We start from the raw sequence: 19,920 nt of genomic DNA, 5'->3' as shown, positions 1-19,920 counted from the left end.
ATGCCACTGCTCAGCGGCGAGGAAGAGAATTCCAGGGGAAAAGACGACGATCAAGTCCGAGCTTGTCGGGTTGCCCTCCAGGGATTCGAGCCGATCGTACGGGTCGAAACAAGCTCAATTTGCCACAACCGTTTTTCAGGAGCCACAAGCTCATCGATCACCGGGCGTAATATCCAAGCAGTCGATCTCGACCATGCGCTCGCCCTGACCCAGCCGAATGCGATTCGGTCCGGTCTTCAGAGTGACGGAGACGAACTGATTCGACCAGTCGGCGGGGCCCGTGAACAGATAGGAAACGCGCAGGGGAGGGCCGTCATCGACCGTCAAGGTCTGGGTCGCCGACGATTTTCGATCCGACGCGTTGAGGTAGCGGATCGAGACGACATAGGCGCCCGCCTCCTTGACGGTGGCCACGAGGGTGAGTGTGCTGTCGGCGGAACCGGGGAACTGAACCTTCGCCCCGCGAGACGCACTGGGCTGCCGCGCAACACGTGCGGCTCCGACCAGCGAGCCTGCTTCGGCCTCGTACCGCTGGCGGGCGGGCTCGCCACCTGGGACCTTGATCGGTTGATCGGGCGGAGCAGGGGCCCCAAACCGAGGGAACCCGTCCTGATCCCATGAGAACGGCTGAGCGCGGAGCAGCCGGTTCCATCCCGCCCCTCGATAGCGGGCGGAGTGATAGACGATCCAATCTTCCCGCCCGTCCGGCGACTTGGTGAACGAGCAATGTCCCGGCCCATAGACCCCAGGAACGCTTGCGAACACGGGTTTCTCGTACTTCTTCCACGACGCCGGCGCGAGGAGATCCGCATCGATATCGGCGGTGAGCCGGCCCAGGCAATAGGCGTCGGTCCAGCTTCCGCTGGCCGAATAGATCAGGTGGATCCGCCGGTCCTTGACCAGGACCTGCGGTCCTTCGTTGACCGCGGGGGGAGCGCCCTTGGTTTCCCAAGGGAGGGTCGGCCGGGAGATCGCGACCCGCGCCCCGGACAGAATCCAGGGATTGCTCATCGCCGCGATGTAGAGGTTCTGCTGGATGTCTTCGGCCCCTTCCCAGCCCGACCAGACGAAGAAAAGCCGTTCACCCACCCGGAGCACGGTGCCGTCAATCGCCCAGCGATCGTCCTTCGGATCGACGATTTTTGACTTGAAAACAAATTCACCTTTAAATGGATCGTCCGCCAGATTTTCGAGGACGTACATGCGATGATTCGCATTGGCGCCGTCATCGGCGGCGACATAGATGTACCAGGCCTTCTCCAGGCGGTGGAGCTCGGGCGCCCAGAGATTCTTGGCGGCGGGAGTCTCCGGCGATGGAGTCCAGACGACCTTACGCTCTGCCGCCCCCAAGTTGGAGAGGGATCGTGATCGGGAAAGCGTGACGTTTCCACCCGTCGTCACCGTGGCGTAGTACCAGCCGTTCTGGGACCAGAGCCAAGGGTCGGCCCCGGCCGGCGCGACGACGTTGTAAAAGTCGGTAACCTCCTCACCCGCGGCAAGTTTGTCCGGCTCCAGGGCCAGAACATTCACAATCACGACGAACGCGGCGAGTCGAAGGAAGAGACCTCCCGGCATGGTCGAACGCTCCGGCGGCGATGAAACAAGAGTCGATGATCGAATGACGGGAGGAGGACGCGAGCAGAATTCTCTCGGAGGGTGAAAACAACCCACCGTAAATCCAGCTCTTGATATCCAGATATGCTGATAGCCTTGGCCAATTTCGAGCTTGGTGGATAGGCTTCAGCCTGCCCCCCCTCAAGGGTGACGGAAGGCTGAAGCCTATCCCATACATGGAGAAAAGGAGGTGCGCCGGACCCACCCCATCCGAGGAGAGCCCGGCGTTTCAGGCCGATCAGACCTGATCGGGCACCACGTAAGGCGCGCGGTAATTGCGGGTCAGGAAGGTATCAGCCTCGCTATCGCCGATGAACTTCTCGGTCACCGGGTCGAAGTGGAGCTGACGGCCGACGCGGTAGGCGATGTTGCCGAGGTGGGCCAGGCCCGAGCTGGTGTGGGCCGTCTCGACCGGTCCGTGGAGCGTTTTCACATCGCGACTGCGAACGGCGTCGATGAAGTTCGCGAAGTGCTTGCCGACGGGATCGCCGCCTGAACCCTTGGGACCGGCCTCCTTGCCGTGGCGGCCGAGAAAGGTCTCGTAGGTGCTATAACCCTTGATGACCATGTAGCCGTCCGAGCCGTAGAAGATGTTCCCAACCCCTGCGCCGGCTTCGGTGTTCGTGGCCCAGGGACGGACCTCGAACTCGATCATCTGGTTCTGGTTCGGGAACATATAAGTGCTGGAGAGCACTTCAGGGGTTTCCTTATCATCATCCCAGAGGAACTTCCCACCCATGGCGACGATCGACGAGGGGAGCGTCTCCAGGCCCAGGCCCCAGAGGCACATGTCGGTCTCGTGGACGCCCTGGTTGCCGACGTCGCCGTTACCGTAGTTCCAGTGCCAGTGCCAGTTGTAGTGGACGATCCGCTTGGAGAACGCACGCTCCTGAGCGGGGCCCTGCCAGAGATCCCAGTTGAGCGTCTTCGGCGCGGTGTCCGGGTCCTTCGCATGGTCGATCGATGCCCGGTCGCGATAAACGAGCCCGCGCGCCATGTAGACCTTGCCGATCAGCCCCTTCCGGAGATGATCGACAGCCTCTTGAATCGCCTCGGAACTGCGGAGCTGCACCCCGTGCTGGACGACCCGGCCGTACTTCTTGGCCGCTTCGACCATCTTGCGGCCTTCGAAGATGTTGTGACTGCCAGGCTTCTCGACATAAACATCCTTGCCGGCCTGGCAGGCCCAGATCGTCGCCAGCGAATGCCAGTGATTCGGCGTCGCCACGCTCACGACGTCGACGTCCTTGCGGTCGTAGACCTTGCGGAGGTCGGTCTCGCCGTCGGGCCGATAGCCGTGTTTCTTCTCGAACTCATTGAGCCGCTGATCGAGCACAACGCGATCGGGGTCGCAAAGCAGGGCCACCTTGACCCCTTTGGTCCCCGTGAAGCCTTCAATGTGCGCCTTGCCTCGACTGTTGACGCCCAACACCGCAGCGCGGATGGTCTCGTTCGGCCCCTCGGCCGAGGCCCTGCCGGCCAGGCTCGCGGTCGCCACCGTACCGGCGGCCGCGGAAAGGAAGGTCCTGCGGTTCAGCTCGGACATGATCGAAGCCCTTTCGTGATCTCGCAAGAGGACCGGGACGGAGGGGTCGTCTTCCAAGCGGGGAAGCGCGAACGACCCGCCAGGAGCGATCGACTCTCGCCAATCCTGCGCGCACCAAGTTGGCTGAGCACCCAAGATGTCGCACGGTAGGCGGAGGGGGGCGGAAGCGGAGTCGATCTCCACCGGCCAGTTTAGCGCTGAGGTGACCGCGCGACAACAGGGTACCGCGAACCGAGCCGCTCCCAATCCGACCGGGCACCAGCCGCACCCAAGATCGACCGGCGGATTCCAAACGGTCGATCAATGGCGGAAGGCGACGTGGCACTGAATACAGCGCTGATTCAACTGGCGGGCCGCCGCCACGACATCGGAGGAATCGCCTCGCTCGGCGGCTTCGGTCATCGCGAGGGCCGACTGGCGCATCCCGACGGCGTACCCATTCCACTTCGCGCGGTCCGCGCCGTGATCGAAATTCTCGATCCGCTCGGCAACCCGCGTCGAGCGACGCGCGACCACCAAGGCCTCATCCAGCGAGGGAAGCGACTCGTCGGACCGGCTGATCGCGGCCAGGAGCCGTTCGAGGTCTTCGCCACCGTCCTGATGGCTCTTGAACGGGGCCATCGCCTCACGGACCATCACCAAGGCTTGCCCCTGGTCGCGTGACGCGACGCGCAGGGCCTTCAGAGAGACCGTCAGCGTCAAGAGGAGGAGCAACCCGAGCCATAATCCCCGGCTCGCCAGGCGTTGCCGAAGAATCGTGCGGGCCCGCTCCAGCCGCCGGGACATCGAGCCGGATGGCCACCCCAATTGCTCGGCCGCTTCCTCGTTGGTCAACCCTTCCAGGTAGCACAACACCATCGGCGCACGATATTTCTCAGGCAGGCAGGACAATTCCTCATCGAGCACCCGCCGCAACTCGCGGCGGGCAATCTCGGCAAACGGGTCGGCCTGAGGATGGCACTCTTCGGGCAGTGACGAGTAACCAAGGTCCGAGCCGGCCGAGGCCAGGGCGGCCACGGGGACCTCGTGCCGGGTCCGGCGTGAGACACCGGCACGCGCGTTCAGCGACAGTCGATGCGCCACCGCACAAAGCCAGGACCCCACCGACTCGCGCCAGGGGATATCAGCCGCTTTTCGGGCCAGGACCAGGAACGTCGCCTGGGAGACTTCCTCAGCATCATGCTCGTTGCGGAGGATCCGCCGACAGGCTCCGAGAACGCGGGGACCGTGCCGCTGCACCAACGTCGCGAACGCATCTTCCTCACGTGAGGTTACGAAGCGTTCCAGTAAGCTTGCGTCGCTGAGTTGGTTGAGCATCCGCCCCACACATGCCCTCAGAGGGAACCGATTCGATTCATTCTACTCTTGTATTGCCCCGAATCCGCCTCGCAAATGCAAAATAAAAGAAATTTTCGCCAGGAGAAACAGGACTCCTCCTGACGCGTCCCCCTCGGCTGGCGGAAATCCGAGCCGGCAATGATGGCCCCCATCTCGGAGGGCGAACTTCGACCGTTAGCCCGTCGCTTTTGTTCGACGGCTGTGAAACAATATCGCGACACTGAAGGGGGCAACCCCTGGTCGGAAACTTGAGTCTCAGCGACTTGATCGTTGATCCCAATTTGGCCGAATTCGGTGGATCTGGCAGACCACCGATCAGTCGAGAGAGCCTCGGCTCTCGCTCGTTTTCGATTCGACGAATTTGGAGAAGGGTTCCATGATGTCCAAGCCGATTTCTCGTCGTCGCTTCTTGGAGCGATCCGCGGTCGCCGGTGGTGTGGGCGTGTTGAGTGCAGCCGGGTGGTCGCGGGTCTACGGAGCTAACGAACGGCTTCGCGTCGCGGCGATCGGCGTCTGGGGCAAGGGCTGGTCGGATCACACGTCGGTCGCCGCCAGTCCTTATGTTGATATCGTCTCGATCTGCGACATCGACGAGGGGCCGGACCACCTGGGACGAGCGGCCAAGCACTACCCCAAAGCGGCGACGGCAACCGACTGGCGCAAGGTGCTCGACAAGGCCCGAGACATCGACGCCGTCATTATTTCCACACCTGACCACATGCATGCGCCAATCTCTCTGGCGGCCATGCAGTTGGGCAAGCATGTGTTCTGCCAGAAACCCCTGGCGCACACGGTCTTCGAAACCAGGCAGATGCAGTTGGCGGCGGCCAAGAACCGCGTCGTGACCCAGATGGGCAACCAGATCCAGTCGCACACCGCCTATCGCACGGCCGTCAAGCTGGTGCACGACGGTGTGATCGGTAAGGTCAAGGAGGTCCACTCCTGGCAGAGCGGCCCGTTGATCTGGATGCTGGTCGACGAACGCCCGACCGGCAGCGACCCGGTCCCCGCGACCTTGCACTGGGATGAATGGCTCGGCGTGGCGCCGACCCGGCCGTACAAGGAAAAGATCTATCATCCCTTCAACTGGCGTGCCTGGCAGGACTTCAGCACGGGCCAGATCGGCGACTTCGCCTGCCACATCCTCGACCCCGTCTTCAAGTCCCTGGAGCTGACGGCGCCGACCACGATCCGAGGCGAAGCGCCTCCGCTCCCGAGCGACCTCTGGACCCGCCGTTCCACGGTCCAGTATGAATTCCCGGGCACGGCGCGGACCGCGGGCAAGACGATCAAGGTGACCTGGTACGATGGGGAAGGGCACTTCCCCCCGCAAGAGGCGCTGGGACTCAAGGAAGGAACCAAGCTCCCCACCGCGGGCTCGTTGTTGATCGGCGAAAAGGGATCGCTGGTCATCCCCCACGTCGCCGCCCCCCGGCTGCTGCCGGAAGAGCAGTTCGCCGACTTCAAGATCGAGACCGTGCCCGATCGTGACCACTACGTTTCCTGGGCGGACGCCTGCCGCGGCGAGGGTCAAACCACCTCGAATTTCGACTACTCAGCGCCGTTGACCGAGACCGTGCTGCTCGGCTCGATCGCGATCCGCAACCCCGAGCAGGAACTTCGCTGGGACGCCGGCGCGCTCAAGATCACGAACAATGCCACGGCGAACGCCATGCTCAAGAAACCGTACCGCAAGGGCTGGGAACCCGCCTGGGTTTCCTGAAGCTCATCGAGGGTCAACCAGCAAAAAAGGGTCAATTGAATCCTCTTCTCCTGGGACAGCGGGCGTTTTGCCTTTTGCCCGCTGTCCTCGGTATCGGGAACTTTGGCGGAGAGTCAGAAACAGATGATCCGCATCATCGTCCTACAGCGGTTTACCGTCGAGTGACGCACGCTCTCGCCGGTTTCAGCCCCAACGGGGCGGAGTAAGGTAGCCCGGGGCAACGCCCCGGGGAATCGACACATTTGCGCTCAATAGCCCTGTAAGGGCGGCCTAATCCGAGCGGCAACCTTGCGACATAGGTCGTGCCAGCGTAACCCTTTAAGTCGCTCTTTCCGGGCTGATGACCCTCGTAACCAAATCCCCAGGGCGTTGCCCTGGGCTACCTTGGACCGCCCCGATGGGGCTGAACACAAAAAAACCATAAACATGCTCATACTATATATCCAGTTCACTATAATTCGTGCGACATCCGACGGTAAACCGCTGTAAGGAACGAAATCTCGGCAACCTCGAAGGAGCGGCCGTCAGGGTCAGACCTCGACGATCGCCCCTCCGCGACGGTCCATCAAGAGCCAGTCCCCTCGGTCCTCGACGCATCACCGGAGACTCAGATGCTTCAGCCTTGGATGTGCATCAGGCGAGTGGTTATTGCGTGGGTTGGCATGGCCCTGGTCGGCTTCGGTTCCGCCACCCGCGCGGTCGAGCCAGCCACGGTTCCTCACCTCGTTCTCATGATCGGTGAGGAGGGGTATCGCACCAGCGAAACTCTCCCCGAGTTCATCCAACGCGAGCTGGCATCCCCCGGGTTCCGCACCACGATCGTCCGACCCGACCCGAATGACCCCAACCACTTTCCCGGGCTGGACGCACTGAAACAGGCGGACCTGCTCGTGCTGAGCGTGCGAAGGCGCACGCTCCCCGATGCGGAGCTGGCCCTGATCCGCGGCTATCTCGAGGCGGGTAAGCCGTTGGTCGCGCTCCGGACGTCGAGCCACGCCTTTGCCCTGAGCGCGGGCGCGGCACCGGCGAATCACGCGCAATGGCCTGACTTCGATACGACGGTTCTCGGCGGCCACTATACGGGCGACCTCTCCAACAAGACGGGGACCGACGTGACCAAGGCGCCCGGAACCGAGAAAAATGAAATCCTCGCCGGACTCCCCTCGGCCGCGTTTCATTCGGCCGGATCGCTCTACCGATCGGTCGACCTCGGATCGAAGGCGACCGAGCTGCTCCGCGGTGAAACCGTCGATCAGGGTAAGACCGTCAGCTACCCGGTTGCATGGACGAATACGTTCAAGAACTCACGCGTCTTCTACACGTCGCTCGGCCACCCCGACGACTTCAAGCTCCCCGCGTTCAATCGGCTGCTGGCGAACGCCATCCATTGGGCGCTGAACCGGCCGGCGGCCGTGAAGAAAGAGAACGCCCGCGACAAGTACAAGGATGGGCTCGCCGCCAACGAGCAGGTGGAGCGGATGATCCGCGGCTTCCAGGGGAAAGGGGTGACCGGTGACGAGTCGCTTCCCACGTCGCCCGCCGAGACCGTCAAGCGGTTCCAGGTGGTCGACGACCTCGAAATCAAGCTCATCGCCTCCGAGCCGGCCATCCGCCAACCCCTTGACCTGACCTGGGACTCGCGCGGACGGCTCTGGGTCGTCCAGTACCTCCAGTACCCGTTCCCGGCCGGCCTCAAGGTCGTCAAGTACGACCAGTACCTCCGCGCCGTGTTCGACAAGGTCCCGCCCCCGCCTCCCCACCACTTCCCGGGCGCCGATAAGATCACGGTGCTCGAGGATACCGACGGCGATGGCTCCTATGATAAAACCAGGGACGTGATCACAGGCCTGAACATCGTCTCTTCCGTCCTGGTTGGCCGCGGCGGCGTCTGGGTCCTCAACCCGCCGTACTTGCTCTTCTATCCCGACGCCGACGGCGACGACATTCCCGACGCCGACCCCACAGTCCACCTCAGCGGCTTCGGCCTGGAAGACACCCATTCCGTCGCCAGCAATCTCGAGTGGGGTCCCGATGGCTGGATCTACGGCGCCAACGGCAGCACGACCACCGGCACGATTAACTCGGCCGTCACTAAAAACGTCCACTTCAAAGGGCAGATGATCTGGCGCTATCATCCCGAGACGAAAGTCTTCGAGATCTACGCCGAGGGGGGTGGCAACACCTTCAGCCTCGAGATCGACTCGGTCGGCCGGGTTTTCTCGGGCACGAACGCCGGTAACACCCGAGGCATGCATTATGTCCAGGGGGGCTACGCCGAGAAGAACTGGGGCAAGCACGGTCCGTTGACCAACCCGTATGCCTTCGGCTACTACCACCACATGCTCCACGAGGGTTTTCCCGAGCGGTTCAGCCAGACGTTCGCGATCTACGAAGGGGGCGCCTTCCCCCCTCAGTACGATGGCACCGTGATCTCGGCCGACGCGCTCCACAACCGCGTGCTCGCCAGCCGGCTCTTGCGCGACACCTCCACCTACCGAACCGTCGACCTGCCCCCGGTCGTCGTGACGAACGATCGCTGGTTCCGGCCCGTCGACCTCGAAGTGGGCCCGGACGGGGCGGTGTACATGGCCGATTGGTATGACAGCCGGCTGAGCCACGTCGACCCTCGGGACAACTGGCACAAAGAAAGCGGGCGACTCTACCGCTTGCAGGCGAAAGGGAGCCAGCCGATCGCGCCCTTCAACCTGGCCAAGCTGAGCGGGGCAAATCTCGTCGACATGCTCAAACATCGCAACAAGTGGCAGCGTCGCCAGGCCTTGCTCCTGCTGGGCGATCGTCGCGACGAAACGTTGGTCCCGCAACTTCGGACGCTCGCGGGCGACGACGAGAACCCGCACGCCCTCGACGCGCTCTGGGCGCTCAACCTGTCGGGCAAGTTCGACGAAGACGCGGCGACCCGTGCGCTCGCGCATCGCGACCCCAACGTGCGCCGCTGGGCGGTCCGCTTGCTGGGTGACGGCAAGGACGTTTCAGAGGCGATCGCCGGCAAGCTCGCGGCCCTGGCTCAGACCGAGCCGGATCGAGACGTCCGTTCTCAGCTTGCATCGAGTGCGAAGCGACTCCCGGCCTCCAAAGGGCTGCCGATCGTTCGGGGACTGCTGGCTCGCACCGAGGACGTCGACGACAAGCACATCCCCCTGTTGCTCTGGTGGGCCCTTGAATCCAAGACCGAGACCGATCGCGAGGCGGTCCACGCCTTGTTTCAAGAGCCGGAGATCTGGCGACTGCCGATCGTCGACCGCTTCGTGCTCGAGCGTTTGATGCAGCGTTACGCGATGGCAGGGGGTCCCGAGAACCTCGAGACCTGCGCGCGGCTGCTCGCGATGGCGCCGGGGAAGGAACAGACGACCCGGATGATGGTCGGGATGATGGAGGCGTTCCGCGGCCGGGAGATCAGCGGTTTGCCCCCCGCGCTGGCCGATGCATTGGATCAGTACCAGCAGAGCCTCGGCAAGTCCGACCTGGCCCTCGGCTTGAGGCTCGGCAAGGCGGAGTCGGTCCAGCAAGCGCTCAAGATCGTGGCCGACGAGCGGGCCGATCGGCCGACTCGACTGGCCTACATCGAGATCCTCGGGCAGTTGCGCCAGCCCAAGGCGGTCGGCGGGCTGAAAAATTTGCTGGCAGCCTCATCCTCGCATGCGATTAAACGCGTGGCTCTGGAAGCGTTGATGAATTATGACGACCCGACCATCGGTCAGATCGTCTTGCGTCAGTACCACTCGACGCTCCCTGATGAGCAGGCGCTCCGGAGCACGGCGCACCGCTTGCTGGCGAGCCGTAAGAGCTGGACGGTCGCGCTCTTGAACGAGATCGACGCATCGACCATCGATCACCGGACGATCCCGATGGACATCGTGCAGCAGATGCGGCTCCATCATGACCCGCAAATCGATCGACGCCTCGACACGCTCTGGGGCAAGACCCGGGCCACTCCGGCGGAGACCCGGAAGCTGATCGAGCGGCTTCAAACCCTGGTGCGCGGCGAACGCGGCGACCTGAGCGCCGGGCGCGAGGTGTTCACCAAGAATTGCGCCACCTGTCACAAGCTGTTTGGCGAAGGGGGAGACGTCGGGCCCGACCTGACCGGCTACGAACGGACGAATCTCGACTTCATGCTCCTGGCGATCGCCGACCCGAGCGCGGCGATCCGCGAGGAGTTCACGAACTTCGCAGTCTTCACCAACGACGGCCGGACCTTGAGTGGCCTGATCCATGACCAGAACACCCGGACCGTCACCCTCCGCGGGGTGGATAATCAAACGACGCTGGTCAATCGCGACGAGATCGAGACCCTCCAGGCCTTGCCGATCTCGCTGATGCCCGACGGCCTGATGACCAAGCTTACCGACCCGGAGATTCGCAACCTGTTCGCTTACCTCATGAGTCGAGCGCCCGAGGCGAGTTTGACCAATAAGCCTCAAGAAAATCCAAAAGGCCAGATCCCGGCCGTGAAACCGACCAAGTGACCGCGATTCGTTCCGGGACGGCCCCCTGATGTTCTTTCAGTCTTCCCTGGGACCGCGGGTCCAGGGAAGATTGTATTGGCGACGCTCGGTACTCAGACCTCAACCGGATCCGTGACCAATCATGCGACTCAAATCCAGGCCACTCGCACGACGCTTGCTCACAGCCCGGTTCGGACCTACGAGCATCACGGCATTCGCTCTGCTATCGCTATTCATGGTGGGTCGGCCAAGCTCGGCGGAAGACCCGATCGACTTCAACCGCGATATCCGGCCGATCCTTTCTGAAAACTGCTATCAATGCCACGGCCCTGACAAGAACCAGCGCAAGGCCGACTTGCGGCTCGATCTCCGCGACTCGGCCATCAAGCTCGAGGCGATCGTTCCAGGCAAGACCGAGGAAAGCGAGCTCATCGCGCGGATCTTCAGCGATGCGCCCGACGAGCTCATGCCTCCCGCCGAGTCGCGCAAGTCGCTCACGCTCGAGCAAAAGCAGAAGCTCAAGCAGTGGATCGCTGAGGGCGCGGTCTACAAGGGGCACTGGGCTTACGAGCTGCCAGTTCGGCCCCAGGCCCCCACCGGTCCTCAAGGGATCGACCGACTCGTGGAGCAGCGCCTGGCGAAGGTCGGATTGACTCCCTCGGCCGAGGCCGACCGCCGCACTCTGATTCGCCGGCTCTTCTTCGACCTGGTCGGAATTCCCCCGACACCTCAAGAAGTCGACACATTCCTCAACAACGACTCACCCGACGCCTATGAGAGGCTCGTCGATCGGCTCTTGAACTCCCCCCACTACGGCGAACGGATGGCGATCGACTGGCTCGACATCGTCCGGTTCGCCGATACGATCGGCTATCACTCCGACACCCCGCGCAACGTCTGGCCCTATCGCGACTACGTGATCCGGTCGTTCAACCGCAACACGCCGTTCGACCAATTCACCATCGAGCAACTGGCCGGCGACCTCTTGCCCGGTTCGACTCAGGAACAGCAAGTGGCCTCGTGCTTTAACCGACTCCTCCTGACCACCGAGGAAGGAGGCGCCCAGGCCAAGGACTACGAGGCGCGGATGCTCGCCGACCGCGTCCGCGCCGTCGGCACCGTCTGGCTCGGCCAGACCTTGGGCTGCTGCCAGTGTCATGACCATAAGTACGACCCCGTGAAAGCGGCCGACTTCTATTCGATGGGCGCGTTCTTCGCCGACATCAAAGAGCCGATCATCGGCAAGCGCGAGCCGGGGATGATCGTGACCGACCCGCTCCAGGCCCAAGAACGGGCGCGGCTGCAGGCGAACGTCGCCGCGGCCAAGGCTCGGCTCGCGGCCCCAGGGACCCAGATCACGGCCGGCCAGGACGCCTGGGAAAAGGCGGTCATCGCGGAGGCAAGCCAGGCTGACCATTGGATCGCCTTACATCCTGAAACGGCCGTCGCCCAAGCAGGTGCTCAGCTCACCGTGGGACCCGACGGGGTGATCCAGGTCCAAGGTCAATCGCGCGGCGGCAATGACACCTATCGGATCACGGTCCCGACCACGCTGCACGGCATCAGAGGCCTGCGAATCGACGCCCTGGCTCATTCCACGCTCCCCAATCAAGGGCCGGGACGCGCGGGCAACGGCAACTTCGTACTGTCGGAATTCCGCGTCGCCGACGCCCAGGGAAAGGCCGTGAGTCTGGCGCACGCGTCGGCGACCTTCGAGCAGTCGGGCTTTCCCGCATTCGCGGCGATCGATGGCAAGAATGGGCCGAACAACGGGTGGGCGATCGCGGGAGCCACGCAGACGGACAACGCGATCGTCTTCGAGACCGCCACACCACTGGGTGATGGGACACCGACCACGTTGACGCTGACGCTGAGCCACCAGCATGGGTCCAACCACACCCTGGGCCGCTTTCGGATCCTGGCGACCACGTCGCCCGCCCCGGTTCGTGCGCCTCGGGCGATGATTCCTCCTCCGCAACTCGTCGAGGCGATCCGGATCAACCCGGAACATCGAACGGCGTCTCAGCAGGAACAGGTGACTGCGCACTATCGCGTCCTTTCGCCCGAGATGAATGCGATCCGGGCCACACTGGCGGCATCCGAGCAGGCCCTCGCGAGCTACGAGGAATCGCTGCCCCGCTGCCTGGTCTCGCACGCGTTGAAAACGCCCCGCACGGTGCGGATCCTGCCACGCGGCAACTGGCTCGATGAAACCGGAGAACCGGTTCGCCCCGCTCTCCCCGAATACTTGACGCCCCACCGCACCGACGACGACGACCGGAGGCTCACTCGGCTCGACCTGGCGCGTTGGCTGGTCTCGCGGGAAAACCCACTCACCGCGCGTGTCTACGTGAACCGGCTCTGGAAGCAGTTCTTCGGGATCGGGCTCTGCAAGACCGTCGACGACCTCGGCTCGCAAGGGGAGTGGCCGGCCAATCAGGACCTGCTCGACTGGCTCGCGTGCGAGTTCGTGGACTCGGGGTGGGACGTCAAACGGCTGGTGCGCTCGATCGTCACGAGTCGAACCTATCGGCAAGTTTCGACTGCTTCGAAGGAGCTGCTCACACGCGACCCTGAAAATCGAGAACTCGCCAGGCAGAGCCGGTTCCGGATCCCGGCCGAACTGGTGCGCGACAACGCCCTCGCGATCGCCGGCCTGCTGGCGACTGAGGTCGGCGGGCCGAGCGTCAAGCCCTATCAACCGGACGGTTACTGGGAGAACTTGAACTTTCCGCCCCGTCAGTACGTCGCCGACCGTGGGGCAGGGGAGTACCGCCGCGGGCTCTACACCTGGTGGCAGCGTTCGTTTCCTCATCCCAGCATGATCGCATTCGATGCGCCGAGCCGCGAGGAGTGTGCCGCTGAGCGGAGTCGGTCGAACATCCCCCAGCAGGCCTTGGTGCTCTTGAACGACCCCACTTACGTGGAGGCCGCGCGCGTGCTCGCGACCCTGACGATTCAGCAAGGGGGGCCCGACCCGGCCGAGCGGATCGACTGGGCCTGGAGGCGAGCGCTCCAGCGCCCACCGCGCCCCGAGGAGTTGACCAACCTGATCCACCTGGTGGAGCACCATCGGAACCAGTTCGAGCGTGACGAATCCGCGGCCAAAGCGCTGATCGCCGTCGGCCAGTCGCCTCGGCCCGACGACATCAGCGCGGCCGAGCTGGCCACCTGGACCAACGCGGCCCGCGTGATCCTCAACCTCCACGAAACCATCACCCGGAATTGATCGCCATGAGACGCAACTCCGCGGAAGACTCAATGCGGGTGAACCGACGCACCTTTCTCTCGCGGACCGCCATGGGGGTCGGTGGGGTCGCGCTCGGTTCGTTATTGAACCCCGCGCTCCTGAACGCCGCGACCCGAGGTGGCGTCAACCCCTTGCACCATCCGCCGAGGGCGAAGCGGGTCATCTGGCTCACGATGGCGGGAGGCCCGTCCCACCTCGAAACCCTCGACTATAAGCCCGCCCTCGCGGCCATGGACGGCAAGCTCATGCCCGAGAGCTTGACCAAGGGGCAGCAGCTCGCCCAGCTTCAGGGCCAGAAGCTCGTCTGTTTCGGGCCGCAAACTCGGTTCAAGAAGTACGGCCAGTCGGGCGCGGAGATCTGCGACCTGTTCGAGAACATCGGTTCGGTCGCGGATGAACTCTGCATCATTCGCTCGATGACGACCGACGCGATCAATCACGATCCGGCCCACATGTTCATGAACACAGGGTCACAGATCGCGGGCCGGCCGTCGATGGGTTCCTGGGTCCTGTACGGTCTGGGGAGTGAATCGGAAGACTTGCCCGGGTTCGTCGTGCTGACCTCGCTCGGTCGCGGCGGACAGAATCAGCCGATCGCCGCGCGCCAGTGGTCGGCGGGCCTCTTGCCGAGTCGCTACCAAGGGGTCCATCTCCGCGGCAAGGGAGATCCGGTCCTCTACCTCAGCAACCCACCGGGCGTGTCGCGCGACCAGCAGCGGGACGTCGTACAGTCGGTCAACGCGATCAACTCCGGGTTCGACGCGCTGGTGGACGACCCCGAAATTGCGACGCGGATCATCCAGTACGAGATGGCCTTCAAGATGCAGGTTGGGGTCCCCGACTTGATGAACATCGCCGCCGAGCCGAAGTCGATCCTCGACCTCTACGGCTGCCAGCCGGGGGACGGCTCGTTCGCCTCGAATTGCCTGCTGGCTCGGCGGCTCGCCGAGCGTGGCGTCCGATTCATCCAGCTCTACCACAAGGACTGGGACCACCACGACGGCGTCAAAGAGGGGATCACCCTCAAGGCCGAGGAGGTCGACCGCGCCTGCGCGGGCTTGATCCTCGACCTGAAGCAGCGCGGGATGCTCGAAGACACTCTGGTCGTCTGGGCGGGTGAGTTCGGCCGCACCCCCATGTCCCAGGGGGGGAACGGCCGCGATCACCACAACAAAGGCTTCTCGATCTGGCTGGCCGGCGGCGGCATCAAGCCGGGCTTCAGCTTCGGGCGGACCGACGAGTTCGGATACGCCGCGGTCGAGAACGTCGTCACCGTCCACGACTTGCACGCCACGATGTTGAAACTCCTCGGGATCGACCACCTGCGGTTTTCGGTCAAGTTCCAGGGCCTCGACGCCCGCCTATCCGGGGTTGAGCCCTGCCGAGTCGTGAATGAGATCCTCGCCTGATCACAAAAACGGCGGTATCGACCGAATTTTATGGATAGCGAAAAGGTTGAAACCATGCGAAAACGTGGAGGAAGTCGCTTCCTCGTGCCGACGCTTCTGGCCGCCTGGCTCATTGGCTCATTCGGGGCAAGCCGTGCAGCCATCTCCGCGCAATTATCTACGGATGAACCAAGCGGCAAAGTCGCGGCCCAAGGCCAACGGGACGGGCTCGCGCAATTCGACGTTTTCGTGGCTGGGGAAGACGGATACAAATCCTTCCGCATTCCCTCACTGCTCGTCACCCCCCACGGTACGGTCCTTGCCTTTTGCGAAGGGCGCAAACAGTCGAGCGGCGATAGCGGTGATATCGACCTGGTGCAACGTCGCAGCAACGACGGAGGAATCACCTGGGGCCCTCTGCAGGTGATCGCCGACGACGGCCCGAACACGTTGGGAAACCCGTGCCCGGTCGTCGACCGTGCAACCGGGACCATCTGGATGCTCATGACCCGCAACCACGGGCAGGATAAGGAGCCCCAGATCCTTGATGGGACGAGCCGAGAAACACGATCGGTCTGGGTGATGAAGAGCACCCACGAGGGGCTCACCTGGTCGCCTCGGGTGGAGATCACCAAGCAAGTGAAACTCCCCGATTGGACCTGGTACGCGACCGGTCCCGGGGTCTCCATTCAGCTCGAGAGCGGACGCATGGTGGTCCCCTGCGACCATTTCCTCGCCAAGAGCAAGATCAGTCGCTCGCACGTGATTTACAGCGACGACCACGGCGCCACCTGGAAACTCGGCGGTGTCGCTGGCGAACGAATCAACGAGTGCCAGGTCGTCGAGCTCAGCAATCGGACGCTTCTGCTCAACATGCGAAATCATCCGCCGAAACAAGGGCAAGGCCGGGCGATCGCGACCAGTCGTGATGGTGGATTGACCTGGACTCCCCCCACCATTGACCCGATCTTGGTCGAACCCGCTTGCCAGGCCAGCCTGATCGCCCTCAAAGACGAACAGGGGCGTGCGTCGAATCGGCTGCTCTTTTCCAACCCGGCCAGCGCCAAGCGTGAATTAATGACGGTACGTCTGAGCGAGGACGGCGGCAGGACCTGGCCGCGTCACAAGACCCTGCACGCGGGTCCCTCGGCCTACTCCTGCCTGGCAAGCCTCGCCGGCCGGAGTGTCGGTTGCCTCTATGAACGCGGCGAGCGCGGACCGTACGAGCGAATCACCCTCGCTCGGTTCGACCTCGAAGGGTTGGCCTCCGACACCGATTGATCGAGTGACGGTTCCATTTTCTCCCGGAGGATGGCACGGCCCACCCTCTTATCGACTTATCAATCGCCGATTCCAGTTGGTGGGCACGGCCCACCCTCCGGGAGAATTCAGACACCCTCCACTATTCGCCGGGCGGTAGCGGAGCTTGGGAACGCTGGGCCAGATAAGCGATCAGGTCGCGGATTTGGTCCGGGGTGAGGGGGTCCAGCAGTCCTTCGGGCATCAGGGAGAGGGGTGATCCCTTTTCCCGTTCGATCTCGCTGTGTTCCAGGACCAGGCGCTCGGTCTGGGTTTGCAGCGTGAGGGTGCGGTCGGTCCGCGAGCGGACCAGGCCGTTGAGGACGCGGCCGTCTTTCATCTCCACGATGACCATCCGGAAATCGGCACTGACGGCTGCGCTGGGGTCGACGACGTTCTCGAGGAGGTAATCGAGGTTATCCCGCCCAGCCCCGGTCAGATCAGGGCCAATCTCGCCCCCTTGTCCGTAGAGCTTGTGGCACGACGCACAAACCTTGTTGAACGCGACCCGCCCCTGGCTCCGATCGGCGCCGGCGATGACCGACGGGATGAGCGTCCCTTTGAAATGAGCGATCTTCGCTTTCTTATCCGAGGCCGTCTCACGCTGTTCGCCCCAGACCTCGGAGAGGCGGGCTTGCACTTGCGGATCTTCCAGGCTGCGGATCTGCCGCGCATGGAACGGAGTCAGGTCGGCGCGGGGAATCTTGCCGGCGGCCAACTGGTCAAGTAACGCCAGCGCAAACGCGGGGCGGGATGCGAGGGTGTCGATCACCGAGCCCCGTTCCGAAGGGTGGAACGAGCGATAGTTCGCGGCCAGACTGCGGCCGATCCCCGGGTCGTTGAAGAGGGCGAGTCCGCGCACGGCCGTCGCGTTGAGGTGGCGCACGCGAAGCAACCGCTCACAGATCGACCGCAAGTCGGGCGGGCGACTCTCGATCAAGGTTTGCAGGGCCGCGCGGCGGGCGGTCAAGTCGGACTTGTCATCAAGTGCCAGTTTTTTCACTTCATCAAGAGCGCGGCCATCTCCGAAGAGCACGTTCAACTCGCGAACTCGCGTGCGTACGGCAGGATCGACCGACGGCTCGAGCCGTCGAGCAAACGACTCCCACGCGGCGGGTCGGATCGCCTTACGCCAGCCGAGCAGGCCCTCGGCCACTCCCCACACGATGTCGGCCTGGAGCGCCGGCATTTGGCTTGTCTCACCTCTCGCGAGGAGTTCGTTCAACGGCGCGGGGTTCTTTTCGATATCTTCCGCCAGGCGACGCGCAATCAGCCGACGGGTCACGGGCAACACGCACTCAGCCCCCAACCGCGCGAGGGCCGTGGGGTCGGCATCGCCGACCGGGATCAGGCCGTACCAGACGAGGAGCGGGATGTTGTGGTCGTCCCTATCCTCCTCACGCTTCATCAAGGGCGCGGCCAGCTCGGCTCGCCTTGCGACGGGCAACCGCTGGAGCGTCGAGGCCAGGACCAGTCGAACCAGCCCGGAACGATCCTCCTTCGCCATCCTCACAAAAATGTCGAGCACTCCCTCCGGGAGCGCGACGACCGGGCCAGGCCGCTGGCTGGTGACGGTGTCCAAGGGCATCCGATCGGTCAGCAGCCGGATCGCCCAGCCGCGAACCGCCTCGTGTTCGTGGCCGAGCAGGGGCCGAAGCAAGCCCTCGTCGGCCGCGCCGATCGCGTGGAGCGACCAGAGCGCACGAAGCTCCCGGACCGGATCGGGATCATCGACCAGCATCACACGCAGCGCCTCGCGGGCCTGGTCGAGGCGGTCGCCCCGCATCGACCTGTCGGCGAGTTGCCGCCGTGCCGTGCGAACGAACCACTCATTGGAATGGCGGTGGAGCTCGACCAGCGAACGCTCGTCCTGCTTGGCGAGGTCGCCTACCACGACCCGCTTGGGCTCACCGTGGGTGATCTTGTAGATCCGGCCCGAGGTCCGATGCACTCCGGTGCTATCGTGGCACTCGCCGGTGTCGCTCCAGTCGAGCACGAACACGCCGCCGTCCGGCCCATAGCCCAGGTCGATGCCGCGAAACCAGGTGTCGGCGGCGAACAAGCGATCGGGCTCGTGACGCCCCACGTAGCCGCTCCCCGCTCGATCGAGCCGCTCGACATTGACGCGGCGACCATGGAAGTTGAGGGTGAACAGCTTGCCACGATCGGCAGCAGGCCACTGGTCGCCCAGGTAGATCATGGCGCCACTGTGCGCGTGGCCGCCCCCGCGACGGTCGTGCTCGCCCGTGACCTTCCGGGAGTCGGACCAGTCCTTCGAGTGATCCCAATGCCAGTGGTCGGCGTGCTGGTCGATGAGGGCGTAGGCGCGCGGGTTCGGGTCGATCGTGTGGGGACGGACGAAGTGGCTCCCCGCGACGGCATGCCAGAGGTGGCCGTTGACCGTATTGACGAAGAAGGCCTCGCCGAATTCGTTCCAGTCGTGCCCCCACGGGTTCGTCGTCCCATGCGTGAGCGCCTCGAACCGCTTCTGCGCAGGGTGGTAGCGCCAGAGGCCCCCGTTCATCGGGATGCGTTCCGAGTCGGCCGTCCCCGGAATCCCAAGGCGGCCGGGAGATGACGCGCCGCAACGCCCGTAGAGCCAGCCATCAGGGCCCCACCGCAGTCCGTTGGCGAAGTTGTGGTAGTTCTCGGCGGGAACCGTGAAGCCATCGAGCACGACTTCGGCCGCCGCATCGGGCACGTCATCGCCGTTGCGATCCGGAATGAAAAGCAACTGGGGCGGGCAGAGGAGCCAGACACCGCCCTGGCCGAGCTCCAGGCTCGTGAGCATCTGGACGTCGTCATTGAAGACCGTTCGCCTGTCGGATCGACCGTCGCCATCGGCATCCTCAAAAATGACGACGCGATCACGTAACCCGAGGTCGAACCGTTGCGACCGCTCGGCATAGGTGTAGTTCTCGGCGACCCAGAGCCGCCCCCGCGCGTCCCAGGCCATCGCGATCGGATTTTGCACGTCGGGTTCGGCGGCGAACACGTTGACCCGAAATCCCGAAGGCACGCGAAACGAGGCCGCCGTCGCGCTCGCCGGCATCGCCGAGCCAGGGTCGGGCTCCGAATTCCGGGGAGTCGGGAAGTCGCCGGCGAGGGCAGTTCCGGCCGCAATCAGGACGAGGCTCGACGCGAAAATCCAAGTTCGTTTCATAGTCGTGTTCGGGCCGTTGGTCGGGTAGAGTTCGTTTCGCTGATCTTCCCCTGCGCGGAACCTCAAGCCAAGTCTTTACCCCGGTAAGTTTCCCTCGACGATCGGCCGAGGGGTTTGAAACCATTCGCGAAAT

General features: G+C 63.9%; 9 protein-coding genes. 5 read left to right on the top strand and 4 right to left on the bottom strand.

The window, feature by feature from the left end:
• Positions 1–150: 150 nt before the first annotated feature.
• The 3 genes from BUS42_RS31115 to BUS42_RS31105 form a co-directional block, all read right to left on the bottom strand.
• Positions 151–1,575, bottom strand: a complete 1,425-nt coding sequence (locus tag BUS42_RS31115; protein ID WP_074313578.1) for a family 43 glycosylhydrolase — start codon at positions 1,573–1,575, stop codon at positions 151–153.
• Positions 1,576–1,852: 277 nt separating this feature from the next.
• On the bottom strand, positions 1,853–3,160 hold the full coding sequence (locus BUS42_RS31110) for a Gfo/Idh/MocA family oxidoreductase (protein WP_074315523.1): 1,308 nt from the start codon (positions 3,158–3,160) through the stop codon (positions 1,853–1,855).
• A 300-nt stretch (positions 3,161–3,460) separates the two neighbouring features.
• Complete coding sequence (locus BUS42_RS31105; RefSeq protein WP_074313576.1) at positions 3,461–4,477, bottom strand: sigma-70 family RNA polymerase sigma factor; 1,017 nt, start codon at positions 4,475–4,477, stop codon at positions 3,461–3,463.
• Between the two features lie 397 nt (positions 4,478–4,874).
• On the opposite strand from BUS42_RS31105, the gene BUS42_RS31100 reads away from it, so the two are divergent.
• The 5 genes from BUS42_RS31100 (at position 4,875) to BUS42_RS31080 (ending at position 16,606) form a co-directional block, all read left to right on the top strand.
• On the top strand, positions 4,875–6,221 hold the full coding sequence (locus BUS42_RS31100; protein WP_074313575.1) for a Gfo/Idh/MocA family protein: 1,347 nt from the start codon (positions 4,875–4,877) through the stop codon (positions 6,219–6,221).
• Positions 6,222–6,832: 611 nt separating this feature from the next.
• The gene (locus tag BUS42_RS31095; RefSeq protein WP_074313573.1) at positions 6,833–10,708 is read left to right on the top strand and encodes a PVC-type heme-binding CxxCH protein; all 3,876 of its coding nucleotides are present in this window, start codon (positions 6,833–6,835) and stop codon (positions 10,706–10,708) included.
• A 121-nt stretch (positions 10,709–10,829) separates the two neighbouring features.
• Positions 10,830–13,916: a PSD1 and planctomycete cytochrome C domain-containing protein gene (locus BUS42_RS31090; RefSeq protein WP_083670841.1), complete on the top strand. Its 3,087-nt coding sequence runs from the start codon at positions 10,830–10,832 to the stop codon at positions 13,914–13,916.
• 5 nt (positions 13,917–13,921) lie between these two features.
• Positions 13,922–15,346 carry a DUF1501 domain-containing protein gene (locus BUS42_RS31085; protein ID WP_074313569.1) on the top strand — a complete coding sequence of 475 codons (1,425 nt, stop codon included), beginning with the start codon at positions 13,922–13,924 and terminating at the stop codon, positions 15,344–15,346.
• A gap of 54 nt (positions 15,347–15,400) precedes the next feature.
• The gene (locus tag BUS42_RS31080; protein WP_254053905.1) at positions 15,401–16,606 is read left to right on the top strand and encodes a sialidase family protein; all 1,206 of its coding nucleotides are present in this window, start codon (positions 15,401–15,403) and stop codon (positions 16,604–16,606) included.
• Positions 16,607–16,727: 121 nt separating this feature from the next.
• On the opposite strand, the gene BUS42_RS31075 is transcribed toward BUS42_RS31080, so the two are convergent.
• Complete coding sequence (locus tag BUS42_RS31075; protein ID WP_074313565.1) at positions 16,728–19,787, bottom strand: PVC-type heme-binding CxxCH protein; 3,060 nt, start codon at positions 19,785–19,787, stop codon at positions 16,728–16,730.
• Positions 19,788–19,920: the final 133 nt, after the last annotated feature.

The sequence above is a fragment of the Singulisphaera sp. GP187 genome (assembly GCF_900129635.1).
Classification (GTDB): domain Bacteria; phylum Planctomycetota; class Planctomycetia; order Isosphaerales; family Isosphaeraceae; genus Singulisphaera.
This window is presented reverse-complemented; position numbering and strand designations above follow the sequence as displayed.

What these genes read in the sequence shown, in the direction of transcription:
- BUS42_RS31115 (WP_074313578.1), bottom strand. Translation starts at nt 1,575, where the DNA reads ATGCCGGGAGGTCTCTTCCTTCGACTCGCCGCGTTCGTCGTGATTGTG.
- BUS42_RS31110 (WP_074315523.1), bottom strand. Translation starts at nt 3,160, where the DNA reads ATGTCCGAGCTGAACCGCAGGACCTTCCTTTCCGCGGCCGCCGGTACG.
- BUS42_RS31105 (WP_074313576.1), bottom strand. Translation starts at nt 4,477, where the DNA reads ATGCTCAACCAACTCAGCGACGCAAGCTTACTGGAACGCTTCGTAACC.
- BUS42_RS31100 (WP_074313575.1), top strand. Translation starts at nt 4,875, where the DNA reads ATGATGTCCAAGCCGATTTCTCGTCGTCGCTTCTTGGAGCGATCCGCG.
- BUS42_RS31095 (WP_074313573.1), top strand. Translation starts at nt 6,833, where the DNA reads ATGCTTCAGCCTTGGATGTGCATCAGGCGAGTGGTTATTGCGTGGGTT.
- BUS42_RS31090 (WP_083670841.1), top strand. Translation starts at nt 10,830, where the DNA reads ATGCGACTCAAATCCAGGCCACTCGCACGACGCTTGCTCACAGCCCGG.
- BUS42_RS31085 (WP_074313569.1), top strand. Translation starts at nt 13,922, where the DNA reads ATGAGACGCAACTCCGCGGAAGACTCAATGCGGGTGAACCGACGCACC.
- BUS42_RS31080 (WP_254053905.1), top strand. Translation starts at nt 15,401, where the DNA reads ATGCGAAAACGTGGAGGAAGTCGCTTCCTCGTGCCGACGCTTCTGGCC.
- BUS42_RS31075 (WP_074313565.1), bottom strand. Translation starts at nt 19,787, where the DNA reads ATGAAACGAACTTGGATTTTCGCGTCGAGCCTCGTCCTGATTGCGGCC.